This window comes from Arthrobacter sp. TmtSoilC51, assembly GCF_055388015.1.
Window position 1 is genome coordinate 4,610,993 of record NZ_AP035877.1, and the last position, 16,870, is coordinate 4,627,862.

14 protein-coding genes are annotated in these 16,870 nt (G+C 64.1%); 10 read left to right on the forward strand and 4 right to left on the reverse strand.

The features are described 5' to 3' along the window. Positions 1–38 precede the first annotated feature (38 nt). From araB to ACZ5G6_RS21090, 4 genes are read left to right on the forward strand one after another with little or no spacing between them, the layout of a single operon-like run. Positions 39–1,742: a ribulokinase gene (araB, locus tag ACZ5G6_RS21075; RefSeq protein ID WP_498687880.1), complete on the forward strand. Its 1,704-nt coding sequence runs from the start codon at positions 39–41 to the stop codon at positions 1,740–1,742. Beyond that, positions 1,739–2,446 (forward strand): L-ribulose-5-phosphate 4-epimerase, encoded by a 708-nt coding sequence (locus tag ACZ5G6_RS21080; protein ID WP_498687882.1) that lies wholly within the window; start codon positions 1,739–1,741, stop codon positions 2,444–2,446. Before araB ends, ACZ5G6_RS21080 begins: the two co-directional genes overlap by 4 nt. 35 nt (positions 2,447–2,481) lie before the next feature. Next, entirely contained in the window at positions 2,482–4,002 is a 1,521-nt protein-coding gene (gene araA / locus ACZ5G6_RS21085; RefSeq protein ID WP_498691979.1) for an L-arabinose isomerase, read from the forward strand. Next, a complete protein-coding gene (locus tag ACZ5G6_RS21090) occupies positions 3,999–4,895 on the forward strand; it encodes an aldose 1-epimerase family protein (protein WP_498687884.1) in 897 nt (298 codons plus the stop codon). The genes araA and ACZ5G6_RS21090 overlap by 4 nt, the downstream gene beginning before the upstream one ends. 60 nt (positions 4,896–4,955) lie before the next feature. On the opposite strand, the gene ACZ5G6_RS21095 is transcribed toward ACZ5G6_RS21090, so the two are convergent. Continuing rightward, the gene (locus ACZ5G6_RS21095; protein ID WP_223934747.1) at positions 4,956–5,972 is read right to left on the reverse strand and encodes a LacI family DNA-binding transcriptional regulator; all 1,017 of its coding nucleotides are present in this window, start codon (positions 5,970–5,972) and stop codon (positions 4,956–4,958) included. Positions 5,973–6,096: 124 nt separating this feature from the next. On the opposite strand from ACZ5G6_RS21095, the gene ACZ5G6_RS21100 reads away from it, so the two are divergent. Genes ACZ5G6_RS21100 through ACZ5G6_RS21115 form a run of 4 tightly spaced genes read left to right on the forward strand, consistent with a single transcriptional unit; the run spans position 6,097 to position 11,255 of the window. Then, positions 6,097–6,504: an L-rhamnose mutarotase gene (locus tag ACZ5G6_RS21100; RefSeq protein WP_498687887.1), complete on the forward strand. Its 408-nt coding sequence runs from the start codon at positions 6,097–6,099 to the stop codon at positions 6,502–6,504. Next, positions 6,501–7,667 (forward strand): L-rhamnose isomerase, encoded by a 1,167-nt coding sequence (gene rhaI / locus ACZ5G6_RS21105; protein ID WP_498687890.1) that lies wholly within the window; start codon positions 6,501–6,503, stop codon positions 7,665–7,667. Before ACZ5G6_RS21100 ends, rhaI begins: the two co-directional genes overlap by 4 nt. Before the next feature lie 4 nt (positions 7,668–7,671). Beyond that, positions 7,672–9,711, forward strand: coding sequence for a bifunctional aldolase/short-chain dehydrogenase (locus ACZ5G6_RS21110; RefSeq protein WP_498687893.1), 2,040 nt, complete (start codon positions 7,672–7,674; stop codon positions 9,709–9,711). A gap of 8 nt (positions 9,712–9,719) precedes the next feature. Continuing rightward, on the forward strand, positions 9,720–11,255 hold the full coding sequence (locus ACZ5G6_RS21115) for a rhamnulokinase (RefSeq protein ID WP_498687895.1): 1,536 nt from the start codon (positions 9,720–9,722) through the stop codon (positions 11,253–11,255). A gap of 29 nt (positions 11,256–11,284) precedes the next feature. On the opposite strand, the gene ACZ5G6_RS21120 is transcribed toward ACZ5G6_RS21115, so the two are convergent. Both ACZ5G6_RS21120 and ACZ5G6_RS21125 read right to left on the reverse strand, forming a co-directional pair. Continuing rightward, on the reverse strand, positions 11,285–12,613 hold the full coding sequence (locus ACZ5G6_RS21120) for an erythromycin esterase family protein (protein ID WP_498687897.1): 1,329 nt from the start codon (positions 12,611–12,613) through the stop codon (positions 11,285–11,287). After that, on the reverse strand, positions 12,610–13,950 hold the full coding sequence (locus tag ACZ5G6_RS21125; protein WP_498687899.1) for a phosphoribosyltransferase family protein: 1,341 nt from the start codon (positions 13,948–13,950) through the stop codon (positions 12,610–12,612). The genes ACZ5G6_RS21120 and ACZ5G6_RS21125 overlap by 4 nt, the downstream gene beginning before the upstream one ends. Before the next feature lie 255 nt (positions 13,951–14,205). Here ACZ5G6_RS21125 and panD point away from each other — a divergent pair, with 255 nt between their 5' ends. Continuing rightward, entirely contained in the window at positions 14,206–14,640 is a 435-nt protein-coding gene (gene panD, locus ACZ5G6_RS21130) for an aspartate 1-decarboxylase (protein ID WP_223934752.1), read from the forward strand. Between the two features lie 159 nt (positions 14,641–14,799). Further along, positions 14,800–15,726 carry an AEC family transporter gene (locus tag ACZ5G6_RS21135; RefSeq protein WP_498687901.1) on the forward strand — a complete coding sequence of 309 codons (927 nt, stop codon included), beginning with the start codon at positions 14,800–14,802 and terminating at the stop codon, positions 15,724–15,726. Positions 15,727–15,752: 26 nt separating this feature from the next. Here the strand turns inward: ACZ5G6_RS21135 and ACZ5G6_RS21140 are convergent, their stop codons facing one another. Next, complete coding sequence (locus tag ACZ5G6_RS21140) at positions 15,753–16,727, reverse strand: IS481 family transposase (RefSeq protein WP_223936064.1); 975 nt, start codon at positions 16,725–16,727, stop codon at positions 15,753–15,755. Positions 16,728–16,870: the final 143 nt, after the last annotated feature.

Genomic DNA, 16,870 nt, shown 5'->3' on the forward strand with positions numbered 1-16,870 from the left:
CCCGGCAATGAGGCCTTGGCCAGCCGGATGGAGACCCCATGAATACCTCTGAAAATCTCCCGCTCGACGAGCAGTTCGTCATCGGCGTGGACTACGGCACCCTGTCCGGTCGCGCCGTCGTTGTGCGTGTCTCGGACGGTGCGGAACTCGGCAACGGCGTGTTCGAATACCCGCACGCTGTCGTATCCGAGCGGCTGCCCACAACTGGTCAGCGGCTCCCCGCCGACTGGGCCCTCCAAGTGCCCAACGACTACCGCGACGTCCTGCGCAATGCAGTACCGGCCGCCGTCGCCGATGCTGGGATCAACCCCGCCAACGTGGTGGGCATCGCTACGGACTTCACCGCTTGTACCATGGTCCCGACGACGGCGGACGGCACGCCGCTGAACGAACTGGAACGCTTCGCGGACCGTCCCCACGCTTACGTAAAGCTGTGGCGCCACCACGCGGCCCAACCACAGGCCGACCGCATCAACAAGCTCGCCGAGGAACGCGGGGAGGCCTGGCTTCCCCGATATGGCGGCCTGATCTCTTCGGAATGGGAGTTCGCCAAGGGCCTGCAGCTCCTTGAAGAGGACCCCGAAGTTTATGGCGCCATGGACCATTGGGTTGAAGCGGCCGACTGGATCGTCTGGCAGCTGTGCGGCAGCTACGTACGCAACGCATGCACCGCTGGTTACAAGGGCATCTACCAGGACGGCAAGTACCCGTCGGAAGATTTCCTCGCCGCGCTCAATCCTGATTTCAAGGGCTTCGTGTCCGAAAAGCTGGAGCACACCATCGGCCGATTGGGCGATGCCGCCGGGTACCTCACAGAAGAGGCTGCCGCCTGGACCGGACTCCCGGCCGGAATCGCAGTGGCGGTCGGCAACGTGGACGCCCACGTCACCGCACCCGCTGCCAACGCTGTTGAGCCGGGGCAGCTCGTGGCCATCATGGGCACCAGCACTTGCCACGTCATGAACGGCGACGTCCTGCGCGAAGTCCCTGGCATGTGTGGGGTTGTCGACGGCGGCATTGTTGACGGTCTCTGGGGTTACGAAGCGGGACAGTCCGGAGTTGGGGACATCTTCGGCTGGTTCACCAAGAACGGCGTCCCTCCCGAGTACCACCAGGCCGCGGCCGAAGAGGGCCTCGGCATCCACGAATACCTCACTGAACTTGCTGGCAAGCAGGCCATTGGCGAGCACGGCCTGATCGCCCTGGATTGGCACTCCGGAAACCGTTCGGTGTTGGTGGACCACGAGCTTTCCGGCGTCGTGGTGGGCCAAACCCTGGCCACAAAGCCCGAGGACACGTACAGGGCGCTGCTGGAGGCCACTGCTTTCGGTACCCGCACAATCGTGGATGCGTTCCGCGATTCGGGTGTGCCCGTCAAGGAATTCATCGTTGCCGGCGGTCTCCTGAAGAACAAGTTCCTGATGCAGGTCTATGCGGACATCACCGGACTTCAGCTCTCTACGATCGGCTCAGAGCAGGGACCCGCACTCGGCTCCGCAATCCACGCAGCTGTAGCGGCCGGAAAGTACAAGGACATCCGCCAAGCTGCTGCATCCATGGCAGCGGCCCCGGGCGCTGTCTACACGCCAATCCCGGAGAACGTCACCGCCTACGAGGCACTCTTCCAGGAATACCGGGCCCTGCACGACTACTTCGGCCGCGGCACCAACAGCGTCATGCACCGCCTCAAGGCTATTCAGCGTGCTGCACATGCCACCATCACCGAAGGGGTCAACGCATGAGCACCCTCCTGGAAACCATCGCCAAAGTCCGCCGCGAAGTCTGCGCACTGCACGCCGAGCTGACCCGCTACAAGCTGGTTGTCTGGACTGCGGGCAACGTCTCCGGCCGGATCCCCGGCTACGACCTCATGGTCATCAAGCCCTCCGGCATCTCCTATGACGAGCTGACGCCTGAGCAAATGGTGGTCACGGATCTCTTTGGGACTCCCGTCAGGGGCATCAACATCGGAAGCGGTGGAACCGTGGACTGGGGGAACCCGGACCTCTCGCCATCATCGGACACTGCAGCACATGCCTACGTCTACCGTCACATGCCGGAGGTCGGCGGTGTGGTGCACACCCATTCCACGTATGCCACTGCCTGGGCCGCCCGTGGCGAGGAGATCCCGTGCGTGCTGACCATGATGGGCGATGAGTTCGGCGGTCCGATCCCGGTAGGCCCTTTCGCGCTGATCGGAGACGATTCGATCGGACAGGGCATCGTGGAGACCCTCAAGAACTCCCACTCCCCCGCAGTGCTCATGCAGAACCACGGCCCCTTCACCATCGGCAAGGACGCCAGGTCCGCGGTGAAGGCTGCCGTGATGTGCGAGGAAGTGGCAAAGACGGTCCACGTCTCCCGACAACTCGGCGAGCCGCTCCCCATTGACCAGGCCAAGATCGAGTCGCTCTACAACCGCTACCAAAACGTCTACGGCCGCTAAAGCGGACGTCCACCACACTTTCAGGAGCCATGAAAATGCCCACCGCCAACAACACTTCCCTGGAGCACTACGCGGTCTGGTTCCTCACGGGAAGCCAGCACCTCTACGGCGAGGACGTCCTCAAGCAGGTCGCAGCGCAGTCGCAGGAGATCGCCAACGTCCTCAACGCATCCTCGGACGTACCCGTCAAGCTCGTCTGGAAGCCGGTCCTCACCGATTCCGACGCCATCCGTCGCACCGCACTGGAGGCGAACTCCGACGATTCCGTGATCGGTGTGACCGCGTGGATGCACACGTTCAGCCCGGCCAAGATGTGGATCCAGGGCCTGGACGCGTTGCGCAAACCGCTGCTGCACCTGCACACGCAGGCCAACCGTGACCTGCCTTGGGCGGACATCGACTTCGACTTCATGAACCTCAACCAGGCAGCCCACGGCGACCGCGAATTCGGGTACATCCAGTCCCGTCTCGGCGTGCCGCGGAAGACCGTCGTCGGGCATGTCTCCAACCCGGAGGTCGCCCGCCAGGTGGGCGCGTGGCAGCGCGCTTCGGCCGGTTGGGCCGCCGTCAGGACCCTGAAACTGACACGCTTTGGCGACAACATGCGCAACGTAGCAGTCACCGAAGGCGACAAGACCGAAGCCGAGCTGCGTTTCGGCGTCTCCGTCAACACCTGGTCCGTCAATGAGCTCGCCGACGCCGTCCACGGCGCCGCAGAGTCCGACGTCGACGCCCTGGTTGCCGAATACGAGCGGCTTTACGAGGTGGTGCCGGAGCTGCAGGCAGGCGGTGCCCGCCACGAGTCGCTGCGGTACAGCGCACGGATCGAGCTCGGTCTCCGCAGCTTCCTGGAGGCGAACGGCTCGGCCGCGTTTACGACGTCGTTCGAGGACTTGGGCGAGCTGCGCCAACTTCCCGGCATGGCAGTCCAGCGCCTGATGGCTGACGGCTACGGCTTTGGCGCCGAGGGCGACTGGAAGACCGCCATTCTTGTCCGCGCCGCCAAGGTCATGGGTGCCGGGCTGCCCGGTGGCGCCTCGCTCATGGAGGACTACACGTACCACCTTGAGCCCGGCTCGGAGAAGATCCTGGGCGCGCACATGCTCGAAGTCTGCCCGTCCCTGACTGCGAAGAAGCCGCGCGTCGAGATCCACCCGCTGGGCATTGGTGGCAAGGAAGACCCCGTCCGCATGGTGTTCGACACGGACGCCGGCCCGGGCATTGTGGTCGCTTTGTCCGACATGCGCGATCGGTTCCGGTTGGTCGCGAACGTGGTGGACGTCGTGGACCTGGACCAGCCCCTGCCCAACCTTCCGGTGGCCCGCGCTTTGTGGGAGCCGAAGCCCAATTTCGCTACGTCGGCCGCAGCGTGGCTCACCGCTGGCGCCGCGCACCACACGGTACTCTCCACGCAGGTTGGCCTGGAGGTGTTCGAAGACTTCGCCGAAATCGCCAGGACTGAGCTCCTGACCATCGACGAGGACACCACCATCAAACAATTCAAGAAGGAACTCAACTGGAACGCCGCCTACTACAAACTGGCCGGCGGCCTGTGAGTACCGAGTTCATCCTCCGATCGGGCGGCTACGAAGCGGTCGTCACCGCCCGGGCGGCCGCCCTTCGGAGGCTCACGTTCGAGGGCCGCGACCTCGTGGTTCCCTTCGCTGCCGGCGAACCAATCCCGGACTATCGCGGCATCATCGCAGCGCCGTGGCCCAACAGGATCGCGGACGGCACCTACCGTTTCGACGGCAAGGTGCAACACCTGCCGATCAACGAACCCGAGCGGCAAACGTCGCTGCACGGCCTCGCCTTCCCGCTCGATTGGAGGCTGAAAGAGCACGACGCCGGTTCGCTCACTTTGACGTGCACGGTGGGGCCCACGGCGGGCTATCCGTTTGTGCTGGAGCTCGACGCCCACTTCGTGCTGGACGATGGTGGGCTGCACACGCGGCTGACGGCACGGAATGCAGGGGACTCTGCGGCACCCTACGGAGTGTGTCCGCACCCGTACCTTATGGCCGGCTCCTCGCCGCTGGATGAGTGGATCCTGAATTTTGCTGCGGATTCATTCTTGGAGGTCACTCCGGACAGGCTGCTTCCCCTGAACGCTGCGAGCGTGGAAGGCCATGCCTTCGACTTCCGCACACCGCGGCCCATCGGCAGCACCGAAATCGACCACGCCTTCCCCGGCATAACGTTCGACGGCGGGCTGGCGCGGCTCTCGCTGCGGGACCCGGCGGGCACCGGCGTCGGGATGTCCTGGGACGAAAGTTGTTCGTGGCTGCAGATCCATACGGCAGACAAGCCAGCACCAATTCCGGGCCGGCTGGGCCTGGCGGTGGAGCCGATGACCTGCCCGCCCGACGCCTTCAACAGCGGCACTGACCTGATCCGGCTGGAACCCGGCACTGAGCACACTGCTGCGTGGAGCATCTACGCCCTCTAGTCACCCAACTAAGTAGCAGTAGTGTGCGTTTTGAGCTGTCAAAACGCGCACTACTGCGACCTACTTGGGGGCGCCGGCCGTGCTTTGGCGCACCACGAGCTCCGGCGTGAACACCACGGCACGGTGTTTGGTGCCGCCACTCTCCTGTTCCTCCGCGAGCAGCTCGATCGCCGTGCGGCCAAGCGCCTCGGTGGGCTGGCGGATGGAGGACAAAGGCACGACGGCGGAAATCGCGAAGTCGATGTCGTCGTACCCAATGAGGGCAATATCCTCGGGGATTTTCACAGTGCGCAACATAGTCAACGACTGCATGACGCCCAGTGCCAAGAGGTCGTTGGAGCAGAAGACGGCCTCTGGCCTCAGTTCCGGCTCGCGCTCCACCAAAGCATTGCCCACTTGTCGTCCCGCCAGGACCGTCTGTCCGGCGGAGTCGAGGACCTCAATAGTGGCACCCTTTACTTCTGCTACGGCACGCTGCGCGCCGGTAAGTCGGTTGGCCACCTGGCGAATTGATGGGGTGCCGACAAAAGCCAGACGACGGCGGCCCGTGTCCAGCAGGTGCCTGGCGGCCAGATAGCCACCTTCCTGGTCATCCACGGAGACCGAGCTGCAGCGGTCCGTATCCGCAAGTTCGTCCACGAGCACAGTGGGAACGCCGCGTTCGCGGAGGGTGTCGATCCGATCGCCAACGTCCCCAACGGGCGAAATAAGCAGTCCTTGGACTCGCTGTTCCTGGAACAGGTCCATGTAGTGCGCTTCGCGGGAAGCATCCTGGCCGCTGTCCCCTACCAACACCACGCTGCCCAGGGCCGTGGCGGCATCCTCGGCCGCGCGGGCCACCGAGGAGAAGAAGGGGTTCCCGACGTCCAGCACGATCAGCCCGATTGTCCGGCTCTGTCCCGCCCTGAGTTGGCGGGCAGCATCATTGCGCACGAAGCCGAGTTCAGCGATGGATTTGAGGACGCGCTCCTTGGTCCGTTGGGACACCCTGTCCGGGTAGTTCAGCACGTTGGAAACAGTTCCCACGGCTACTTGGGCGTGGGTGGCAACGTCTTTGATGCTCGCTGTTTGGGACATGCTTTCCAATCTCCGCTGTTGTGATCGATCTGCAGGAAACGCCTTGACACCCCCCTTCGTGCGAGGGTAATTTGAATCGTAACAAATGAAACGATTCAAAGACGAGTGACCTGGAGAACCGCACATGAGGGTCTGTTTCCGCTCTTCCGTCCAGCCGGAGCTGATGGACGAATACAAGCTTCGCCATGCAGCCGTCTGGCCGGAAATGCTGCGCGCCCTCAAGGACGCGGGCTGGAACAACTACTCGTTGTTCCTGGCTCCCGATGGTCAACTCATCGGTTATCTGGAATGCGACGACTACCAAGCCGCTCAAGCCCGGATGGCCATGACGGACGTCAACGCCCGTTGGCAGGCCGAGATGGCCACGCTGTTCGCGAACAGCGAGCTCCCGCCGGACCAAGGCTTCGAAATCGTCGAAGAAGTTTTCAACCTTGAGGACCAACTGGCCACCGCGGGCGTCGTCATAGGTGACCCCGCCGCCGCACACATAAACAAAGACTCAGCCCACGATTACCAGAAGGAACAAGCATGAACACCACAGAATCGGCCCTGGGCCGTCTCGGGGAACTGGCCATTGAAGTGCCGTCCTGGGCCTACGGAAACTCCGGGACCCGGTTCAAGGTCTTCGGCACCCCGGGTACTCCGCGCACCGTCCAGGAAAAGATTGCCGACGCCGCAAAGGTCCACGAACTCACCGGCCTGGCTCCCACTGTTGCCCTCCACATTCCTTGGGACAAGGTGGACGACTACTCCGCCCTGCGCGAGTACGCCGCGGGCTTGGGCGTTGGACTGGGCACCATCAACTCCAACACGTTCCAGGATGACGAATACAAGTTCGGCTCGCTGACATCCTCCAACGAGTCCGTGCGCCGCCGCGCGATCGATCACCACCTGGAATGCATCGAGATCATGCACGCCACAGGGTCCAAGGACCTGAAGATCTGGCTGGCGGATGGCACCAACTACCCGGGCCAGGACGATATCCGCGGCCGCCAGGACCGCCTGGCCGAGTCCCTCCAGGAAATCTACGCAGGCCTCGGTGACGAGCAGCGCCTGGTGCTGGAGTACAAGTTCTTCGAGCCGGCTTTCTATCACACCGATGTTCCAGACTGGGGGACGTCCTACGCGCAGACCCTGGCCTTAGGCGAGAAGGCGTTCGTTTGCCTGGACACCGGCCATCACGCACCGGGCACCAACATCGAGTTCATCGTGATGCAGCTGCTGCGCCTGGGCAAGCTGGGTTCCTTCGACTTCAACTCCCGCTTCTACGCCGACGATGACCTGATTGTTGGCGCGGCTGATCCGTTCCAGCTGTTCCGGATTATGCATGAGGTCATCCGTGGTGGCGGCTTCGGTAAGGATTCCGGCGTCGCACTGATGCTGGACCAGTGCCACAACCTTGAAGAGAAAATCCCGGGCCAGATCCGCTCGGTCCTGAACGTCCAGGAAATGACGGCCCGTGCCCTGCTCGTGGACACCGCTGCATTGTCCGAAGCGCAGCGTGCCGGGGATGTCCTGGCCGCCAACGGCATCTTCAACGATGCCTTCTACACCGACGTCCGCCCGGTCCTGGCCGAGTGGCGCGAATCCCGCGGCCTGCCCGCCGACCCGATCGCTGCCTACAAGGCCAGCGGTTACCAGAAGAAGATCAACGAGGACCGCGCAGGCGGCCAGCAAGCCGGATGGGGCGCTTAAGAGCATGACCACGAATAAGACTGTTGAAGACCTGATTTCCCGTTCCAACCGCCTTGGCGCGGATAAGCGGAATACCAACTTCGCCGGCGGCAACACCTCCGCCAAAGGCACCGAGAAGGACCCCGTCACGGGCCAGGACGTCGAACTCCTCTGGGTCAAGGGCTCCGGCGGCGACCTCGGCACGCTCAAGGCCGAGAACCTTGCTGTCCTCCGGCTTGACCGGTTGCAGGCACTGAAGGATGTTTACCCCGGCGTCGAGCGCGAAGACGAAATGGTGGCCGCGTTCGATTACTGCCTGCACGGCAAGGGCGGCGCCGCGCCGTCGATCGATACTGCCATGCACGGGCTGGTGGACGCTGCCCACGTTGACCACCTGCACCCGGACTCGGGCATCGCGATTGCGACGGCGGTGGACGGCGAAGCGCTGACGTCCAAGGTGTTCGGCGACAAAGTGGTGTGGGTTCCGTGGCGTCGTCCCGGTTTCCAGTTGGGCCTGGACATCGCCGCGATCAAGGAAGCCAACCCGCAGGCCATCGGCACCATCCTTGGGGGCCACGGCATCACCGCGTGGGGCGCCACGAGCGAAGAGGCCGAGGCCAACTCGCTCTGGATCATCGATACGGCCGAGAAGTTCATCGCGGAGAACGGCAAGGCCGAGCCCTTCGGTGCCAAGCTCCCGGGCTACGGCGCCCTCCCGGAAGCTGAGCGCAAAGCCAAGGCAGCCGCCCTCGCTCCCGTGATCCGCGGCTTGGCCTCCACGGACAAACCGCAACTGGGGCACTTCAGCGATGACCCCGTCGTACTTGAATTCCTTGCGTCCGCGGAGCACCCGCGGCTCGGCGCGCTGGGCACCTCCTGCCCGGACCACTTCCTGCGCACCAAGGTCAAGCCCCTGGTCCTGGACCTGCCCGCCGACGCCCCTCTGGAACAAGCAGTAGACCGCCTGAAGGAACTGCACACGGCGTACCGCGAGGACTACCAGGCGTACTACGACCGGCACGCCGACGAAAACAGCCCGGCCATGCGCGGCGCTGACCCGGCGATCGTGCTGGTCCCCGGCGTGGGCATGTTCTCCTTCGGCAAGGACAAGCAGACCGCACGCGTGGCCGGCGAGTTCTACATCAACGCCATCAACGTGATGCGCGGCGCCGAGGCCATCTCCACCTACGCCCCGATCGAGGAATCCGAGAAGTTCCGCATCGAGTACTGGGCCTTGGAAGAAGCCAAGCTCGCCCGCATGCCCAAGCCAAAGTCCCACGCCACGCGCATCGCGCTGGTGACCGGTGCGGCGTCGGGAATTGGCAAGGCGATCGCTACCCGGTTGGCGTCCGACGGCGCATGTGTAGTGATTGCCGACCTGAACCTTGAGAACGCGCAAAAGGTAGCCGAGGAACTGGGCGGGTCCGACGTCGCCATCGGTGTCCAGGCCGACGTGACCGACGAAGCCCAGATCGCTGCCGCGATCCAGGAAGCTGTACTCGCGTTCGGTGGCTTGGACCTGGTGGTCAACAACGCCGGCCTGTCCATCTCCAAGCCGCTGCTGGAAACCACCGAGAAGGACTGGGACCTGCAGCACAACGTCATGGCCAAGGGCTCCTTCCTGGTCTCCAAGGCCGCGGCCAAGGTCATGATCGATCAGGGCATGGGCGGAGACATCATCTACATCTCCTCCAAGAACTCCGTGTTCGCCGGTCCGAACAACATCGCCTACTCCGCCACCAAGGCAGACCAGGCACACCAGGTCCGCCTGCTCGCCGCGGAACTGGGTGAGTACGGCATCCGCGTCAACGGCATCAACCCCGACGGCGTGGTCCGCGGCTCCGGTATCTTCGCCGGCGGCTGGGGCGCCAAGCGCGCCGCGGTCTACGGCGTGGACGAGCAGGAACTGGGCAAGTACTACGCCCAGCGAACCCTCCTCAAGCGCGAAGTCCTCCCCGAACACGTCGCCAACGCAGCGTCCGTGCTCACCAGCAACGAGCTCTCCCACACCACCGGCCTCCACATCCCCGTGGACGCTGGCGTGGCAGCAGCCTTCCTCCGCTAGGACCAACAGTGACCAACGGAACCACCACGAACACCGCCCCGGCACTCGCCGGGGCGGTGTCCTCTCAGAGCGTGTTCGCAGCCATCGACATCGGGGCCTCCTCCGGCCGCGTCATGCTCGGCCGCGTCTCACCCAGCTCCGGCGTTTCCCTCGAGACCATCCACCGCTTCCCCAACGGGGTGGTGGAGCTCGACGGCGGCCTCCACTGGGACTTCGACGCCCTCTTCGCTGAGGTACTCAAGGGGTTGGCCGCTGCCGCTGCTGTAGCGCAGGAAAACGGCGAGCGCATCGCGAGCATCGGCATCGACACCTGGGCCGTCGACTACGGCTTGGTCAATAAGGCCGGGGAACTCGTCTCTGTTCCTTACAGCTACCGGGACGAGCGCAGCCGCGGCACCGTGCAACGAGTGCATTCGGTCATTGACCCTGCCCGTCTCTACGCCACCACGGGCTTGCAGTACCTCCAGTTCAACACCGTTTACCAACTCGCGGCCGAACCGAATCTGGACGGTTTGCAGGCGCTGCTCATTCCGGACCTGATCGCGTTCCTGCTCACGGGCGAGCGTCGCACCGAGGCCACGAACGCTTCCACCACGGGGCTCTTTGACGCTGTTGCGGGAGAGTGGGCCACAGAGTTCCTGGACGCATTGGGCCTGCCTCGGAAGATCTTCCCGCCCCTGATCCAGCCCGGCGAAACCGTGGGCGCGCTGCTGCCGGCGATCCTGGAGCAAACGGGCCTGGACGCCGATACCACGGTGGTGGCCGTCGGTTCGCACGACACTGCTTCGGCCGTAGCAGCTGTGCCCGCGCAGAACCAGGATTTCGCCTATATCTCCTCCGGTACGTGGTCGCTCGTGGGGGTGGAACTCCCCCATCCCGTCCTGACCGAAGCCAGCCGCAAGGCCAACTTCACCAACGAGCGCGGCGTGGACGGCACCATCCGCTACCTTCGCAACGTCGGCGGGCTCTGGCTGCTGAGTGAATGCCAACGCTCGTGGGCAGCCCAAGGCTTCAGCCAATCGCTGACTTCATTGCTCGACGCCGCGGCAGCACTCCCCGCCGGCGGACCGCAGATCAACGCCGACGATCCCGTCTTCACCGCGCCGGACAACATGCCGGACCGCATCCGCTCAGCCGCGCGCAACACCGGTGCACTGCTCCCGGACCGGCCCGCCGCCGTCGTGCGTTGCATTATGGACAGCCTCGCGGCCGGTTACGCCCGGACAATGGCCGACGCCGAACGGCTCACCGGACGCAGCACCAGCGTGGTGCACATCGTGGGTGGCGGTTCACAAAACGGCCTCTTGTGCCAGCTCACGGCAGATGCGACAGGCAAACCCGTAGTCGCCGGCCCCGTTGAGGCAACGGCACTGGGCAACGTCCTGATGCAGGCCCGCGCTGCGGGTGTAGTCGAAGGTGGGCTGGCTGAGCTACGCGAACTCGTGGCCGCGGGAACCCGGCTGGAACGCTACGAACCGGCATGGCCCGATGCAGGCCGGACCGAAGATACCGCCGGCCAAGCACCGCTGTCCGCGGCGGGCTAAGGCAGGGACCTGAACCCCAAGGCCCATGCCTAGAACCCGCTCGGCTCGGTTTCCAGTTCAGGCTCCACGGGCAGGTGCTCATGGTGGATGGGCCGCAGTGCATGGGTTTGGGGGAACCACAGCAATGCGTCGTATCGCCTGCCCATGGCGGTGGGAACATAGTTTCCCTTTTCCCGGTCAGGGTTGTACACCACGCCAATGGCCCTGTGGCCACGCCATGAGTTAAGCCATCGGCCAGCGCGCCCCGGGCCGAACGCCATTGCCGCCGGTCCCGGCAACGCAGCATTGAGGAGGTATTCGTGGCTGCCTGGCACCGCCTCGGGAACGTTCATGACCTGCTCCGGGGAGCCCCAAACGTGGGCAGCGGTTACGGTGCCCTGGAAGGACGCGAATCCAACAAGGACCACCGCCCCACCATGGCGCCTTCGCATCAGATGCCCGATGTTGACCATCCCGTCCAATGCCATGTCTGTGGCCCTGGCATCGCCTACATGGGTGTTATGCGCCCACACCAGCCCCTTTGAGCCGGGACCGTGGTGGCGCGCCAGCCGGTCTATGGTGTCGCTCATATGGTGGTCACGAATGTTCCAGGACTGTTGGTCGCCCCTGATCATCGTCCGGTAATAGCGCTCGGCGTTGGCTGCCACCATGGCGTTTTGCACCGCGTCGAAAGCCGCAGGATCATCCTCGACGTGGCCGAGGGTCCGCCGGTGCACCTCGGACAGGAGCGCAGTAACGTCCGCCTCACAGGACTGCGGGACCATCCGCGTGTGCACGGCATACCGCTGCGGGTCCTGATGGAAAGGAACGAAACACTGCCACGCTTTCAAGGCTGCGGGAACGGCATCGGGCTCGTTGGCATCGAGCCACGCAAACACTTCCCGCAGTGAATCCCAGAGTGAATAAACATCCAGTCCGTAAAAGCCCGTGCGCCTGTCTTCCGGCTGTGCGAGGTTCCAGTCACGCAACCAAGTGAGGAAGCCAGCCACCTCGGTGTTGGCCCACATCCATGTGGGCCAGCGCTGGAATCCGGCCAGCAGTTGCCGCGCGTCGAGATCCTGGTTGGCCAGGCCGCGGACCCAGAGGTTGATGCGCCAGCAATCCGGCCAATCACCCTCGACCCCGATCCAACTGAACTGGAAATCCTGGATGAGGCGCTGGCTCAGTGCTGCCCGCCAATGGTAGAACTCCTGCGTGCCATGCGACGCCTCTCCCAAGCAGACGAACCGGGCAGGGGCGCACAACTCAGCCAAGCCGTCCAGATCCCGGTCCGGTGTGTCGATGGGACGTGCAAGGGACCGTATCTCCTCGAGTTCCAGCGACGACAGGTGAACGGTTTGGTCGGTTCCAATACTCATCTCATCATCTCCCCAACGTAGTCTCCTTGCCGGGACGCAAAGAGGTATCGGCTGAACCACGAGGCTGCCAGGTCGGCCGCTTGGGCCAGGGTCCCGGGCTCTTCGAAGAGATGGGTCGCTCCAGGTACTATTTCGAGCCGTGTAGGCGCCCGCATCTGCCTCATGGCCTGCCGGTTCAAGGCCAGCACCTGGGTGTCCGCCCCTCCGACTATCAGTAGGGTGGGCGCTTGCACGGTGACGAGCCGGGCACCGGCCAAATCCGGGCGCCCGCCACGGGAAACGACAGCGGCGATGTCGGCTTGCGGTTCGGCGGCCGCCCAGAGAGCAGCCGCCGCTCCTGTACTTGCCCCGAAGTAGCCGATTCGCCCGGACCAACCATGCTGGCGAGTCCTCAGCCACCGGGTGGCCAACGCCAATCGTTGTCCAAGCAGGGAGATGTCGAATACACTGGCGCGGTTGACCTCCTCAGACGGTGTCAGCAGGTCCATCAGCAGCGTCCCGAATCCGGCATCCTGAAGGACCGAAGCCACAAACCTGTTGCGTGGACTATGCCGGCTACTACCGCTGCCGTGCGCGAAAAGAACGGCGCCCTCACACCCTGCGGGCAGGTGCAGGCTCCCGCGCAGCTGCACCTGACCGGCTGAAATTTCCACCTCTACGTTGGCCTCCTCGTCTGCGGCGTCGTGGTTCCGGATCCGATGCCGCGACCTTGCAGCGTCGAGCAGCCGCACGACTTCCTCATCTTCGGTGGGCGAGAAGTCCTGATAGTAGGAACCCACTGCTTGGAAGTCCCGGGGAGTAATCAGGCACACCACGTCGTCCGCCTCCCGGAATGAATCGGCGGACCGGGGAGGCGCCACCGGCACCGCCAGAATCACCCGCGCAGCACCCAGTTCCCGGGCAACGTGACAGGCCACGCGCGCCGTCGAACCAGTAGCAATTCCATCGTCCACCACAATGGCCGTGCGCCCGTGAAGGTCCGTCCGGCGCCTTCCCCGACGGTATCGGTCCAATCGTTGCCCAAGGCGTTCACGCTCTTTGTTTTCCACCATCGCCAGGTCTTCCGAGGTGATCCGGGCCGCTGAAATGACCTGGGGATCGAGCACCCTCGCACCGCCCTCGCCGATGGCGCCCATTGCAAGCTCGGGCTGAAAAGGAACCCCCAGTTTCCGAACAACGATCACATCAAGCGGCGCGTCGAGGGCCTTGGCCACCTCGAACGCCACGGGCACACCACCGCGTGGCAAACCCAGGACCACAACATCCAGTCCCCGCAGCCTGGCCAGCCGCTGGCCCAGGCGCTGGCCAGCGTCGGTCCTGTCAAGAAAGCCGATCACGTTCCTCATCCCTCCGGCCGCTGAATGCACTGGGTCTCCGGGCGTTCTCCGCCCGCATCCTCCAGTCAATGCCGGCAGAAGGCTGCTTTCCAGAGCACAAAGACCCACCTTCGGGCTTAGGGAGCGGCTAACTCCATCGGGGAAGAGCCTCATGGCGCGCCGGGGACCGGAGCGATCCGGGGTGGGACCAGCCCAAGCGGAACGTCTGGTACGTCACAGCGCCGGATGAGGGTGCCGCGCTAAACTGATCGCATTATGATCCGCACAATGTTCAAGTCCAAGATCCACCGTGCAACGGTGACCCATGCCGATCTTCATTACGTTGGTTCGGTCACTGTCGACCTTGACCTCCTTGACGCGGCTGACATCCTTCCGGGCGAACTCGTCTCCATCGTAGATGTGACCAACGGCGCCCGGCTGGAGACCTACACCATCGCCGGCGAGCGCGGTTCCGGCGTCATCGGGATCAACGGCGCTGCTGCCCACCAGGTTCACGTAGGGGATGTCGTCATCCTCATCACCTACGCCGAGATGACCACCGAGGAGGCCCGCGCTTACGAGCCCAGGGTTGTCCACGTCGGACGGGACAACAAGATCCTGCAGCTCGGCAACGACCCCGCCGAGGGCCACACCCCCGGGCTCATGCGGCCCCCGCACGCCCTTAGCAACGCGGCCCACCTCAGCAGCTGAACCGGCCAAAGCTACGCCCGACGTCGGCACTCAAGTGAGTGCCGACGTCGCTCGCTTAATGTCCGCATGACGGAACTCTCGCCAGAAAACGCTTACTCAGCACGTGAATGTGGCTAGGCTGTTGTTCGTGACCCAACATCTCCCCGCCAGCACGCCCTCATGATCGGCGTCCTGTCAGGGTTTTTCGTGGTGTGGGCCATCATCCTGGTGGGCATGTTCGTGGGACGTCGTGGGATCCTGGGCGAGAATGCCCGCTCCGTCCTGAGCTCGTTGACGTTCTTCGTCGCAAGCCCGGCCCTGCTTTTTGAAACTCTGAGCAAGGCGAAGCTGCACGAGGTGTTTGCCGCTCCGCTGCTGGTCACCGCCGTGGGTGCCATCATCACGGGCCTGCTGTTCTTCCTGATCGTGAAGTTCTGGCTGAAGCGCACCATGCCCGAGGCCCTGATGTCATCAATGAGTGCATCACTGGCAAACTCCGCGAACCTGGGCATTCCGATTGCGGTGTTTGTCCTGGGTGACGCGAGCTACGTTGCGCCGCTCCTGATCTTCCAACTCGCGTTCTTCACACCCCTGTACTTGATGGCCCTCGACGCCAGCACGAGTACCCACCGCACCACTCCCCTGCGTTTCCTGCTGATGATCGTGAAGAACCCGATGATCGTGGGCTCGGGGCTTGGACTTCTTGTGGCAGGAACGGGTTTTCAAGTGCCCACGCTCATTATGGAACCGATTCACTTGATTGGCGGAGCCGCAATCCCGGCCATGCTGATGGCATTCGGGATGAGCCTGAATGGGTCAAGGCCTTTGCAGAAGGATGCCTGCCGCCGCCTGGACACTCTGCTAGCCAGCGGGTTCAAGCTGTTCGTGCACCCTTTGATCGCGTACGTGTTTGCCCGTTTTGCCCTGGGTATGGACGGGCACGCCTTGTTCGCCGTGGTGGTGACGGCAGCGCTCCCGACGGCCCAGAACGTGTTTGTCGCCGCCACACGCTACCGCGCCGGCATCACGGTCGCGAAGGACACGGTGCTCATCACGACAATCGTCGCGGTGCCCGCGATGATCGCCGTGGCGCTGCTCCTCACCTAAAAGGCCGTCCGCCCAACTAGGTGTACTCAGTCAGTAGGTTGTTTGCACCTGCTGATGGGTGGTTTGCCTCCGAGGCTGCCGTGCGGCCGGTGGTTGTTGTAGAAGTCTAGCCATGGCTGCAGGGCGTCTGTCCGGGCCTGGTTGGAAGTGAATGGTTGCCGGTAGGCCCAGCCTTCTTGAAGGGTGCGGTTGAAGCGTTCTGCTTTGCCGTTCTGCCAGGGATGGCGGGGTTTGATCAGGACGTGCTTGGCGCCCAGTGCAGCGAGTGCGTCCTGGAAATCTTTCGATAACCGGTAGGCAAAGGCGTTGTCGGTCATGACCCGTCTGACTGGCGCGCCGTTGGCTGCCATGGCCGCTGCGGCCCGGGTGAGGAACCCTGCGCAGGTCGGGCCTTTCTCGTCGGGCAGGACCTCGGCGTAGGCCAGACGAGTGTGGTCATCGACGGCCACGTGGACGTAGTCGAAACCGACCCTTGTATGGCCTGTTGAGTGGTTGCGGGCGGATTGGTTCGGGTCTGCCCGCCAGCCTCCGCCGTCGGGAATCCGGCCTAGTTTCTTGACGTCGATGTGGATCATGTCTCCGGGAGCGTCGCGCTCGTACCGGCGGTCCGTGGCACGGGATGCCCGGATCCGTTCCCCGGTCACCGGGTCCAGGTCCCACAGCCGGGGCATGCCCGCGCGGGTCAGAATCCGGGAGACCGTCCGGGCGCTCGTCCCGCACCGGGCTGCCAGGCCCGCTGGCCCTTCGCGGTGCTTCACGCGCTGGGTCAGGACATCGGCAACCAGCGCAGCAGAAGTCGCGTGTGGGCACGACCTTGGGCGGGAGCTGCGGTCCTCGAGGCCGGCCCAGCCATGGGTGCGGTACCGGCTGATCCAGCGGTGCGCGCAGGTCCTTGAGATGCCCATTTCTTTGGCCACATGGGCCACGGGACGGCCGGCGAGGACGCGCTCGATAAGGATCCGCCTACCGGTCGGGGTCAAGCGGGCATTACGGTGGGACATGAAGACCTCTTAGTCGTTGGCTGTGTGTGGTAACCACCAACCTAAGAGGTCTTCACCTATTCACGATGTAACCAACGTCCTGACTCAGTACAACTAGGTCGCAGTTAACGCCGTTTAGAGGCGTCAAAACGCGCTCAACTGCG

Excerpts from the sequence above, each read along its gene's own strand:
- araB (WP_498687880.1), top strand. The coding sequence starts at position 39 with ATGAATACCTCTGAAAATCTCCCGCTCGACGAGCAGTTCGTCATCGGC.
- ACZ5G6_RS21080 (WP_498687882.1), top strand. The coding sequence starts at position 1,739 with ATGAGCACCCTCCTGGAAACCATCGCCAAAGTCCGCCGCGAAGTCTGC.
- araA (WP_498691979.1), top strand. The coding sequence starts at position 2,482 with ATGCCCACCGCCAACAACACTTCCCTGGAGCACTACGCGGTCTGGTTC.
- ACZ5G6_RS21095 (WP_223934747.1), bottom strand. The coding sequence starts at position 5,972 with ATGTCCCAAACAGCGAGCATCAAAGACGTTGCCACCCACGCCCAAGTA.
- ACZ5G6_RS21100 (WP_498687887.1), top strand. The coding sequence starts at position 6,097 with ATGAGGGTCTGTTTCCGCTCTTCCGTCCAGCCGGAGCTGATGGACGAA.
- rhaI (WP_498687890.1), top strand. The coding sequence starts at position 6,501 with ATGAACACCACAGAATCGGCCCTGGGCCGTCTCGGGGAACTGGCCATT.
- ACZ5G6_RS21110 (WP_498687893.1), top strand. The coding sequence starts at position 7,672 with ATGACCACGAATAAGACTGTTGAAGACCTGATTTCCCGTTCCAACCGC.
- ACZ5G6_RS21120 (WP_498687897.1), bottom strand. The coding sequence starts at position 12,613 with ATGAGTATTGGAACCGACCAAACCGTTCACCTGTCGTCGCTGGAACTC.
- panD (WP_223934752.1), top strand. The coding sequence starts at position 14,206 with ATGATCCGCACAATGTTCAAGTCCAAGATCCACCGTGCAACGGTGACC.
- ACZ5G6_RS21135 (WP_498687901.1), top strand. The coding sequence starts at position 14,800 with ATGATCGGCGTCCTGTCAGGGTTTTTCGTGGTGTGGGCCATCATCCTG.
- ACZ5G6_RS21140 (WP_223936064.1), bottom strand. The coding sequence starts at position 16,727 with ATGTCCCACCGTAATGCCCGCTTGACCCCGACCGGTAGGCGGATCCTT.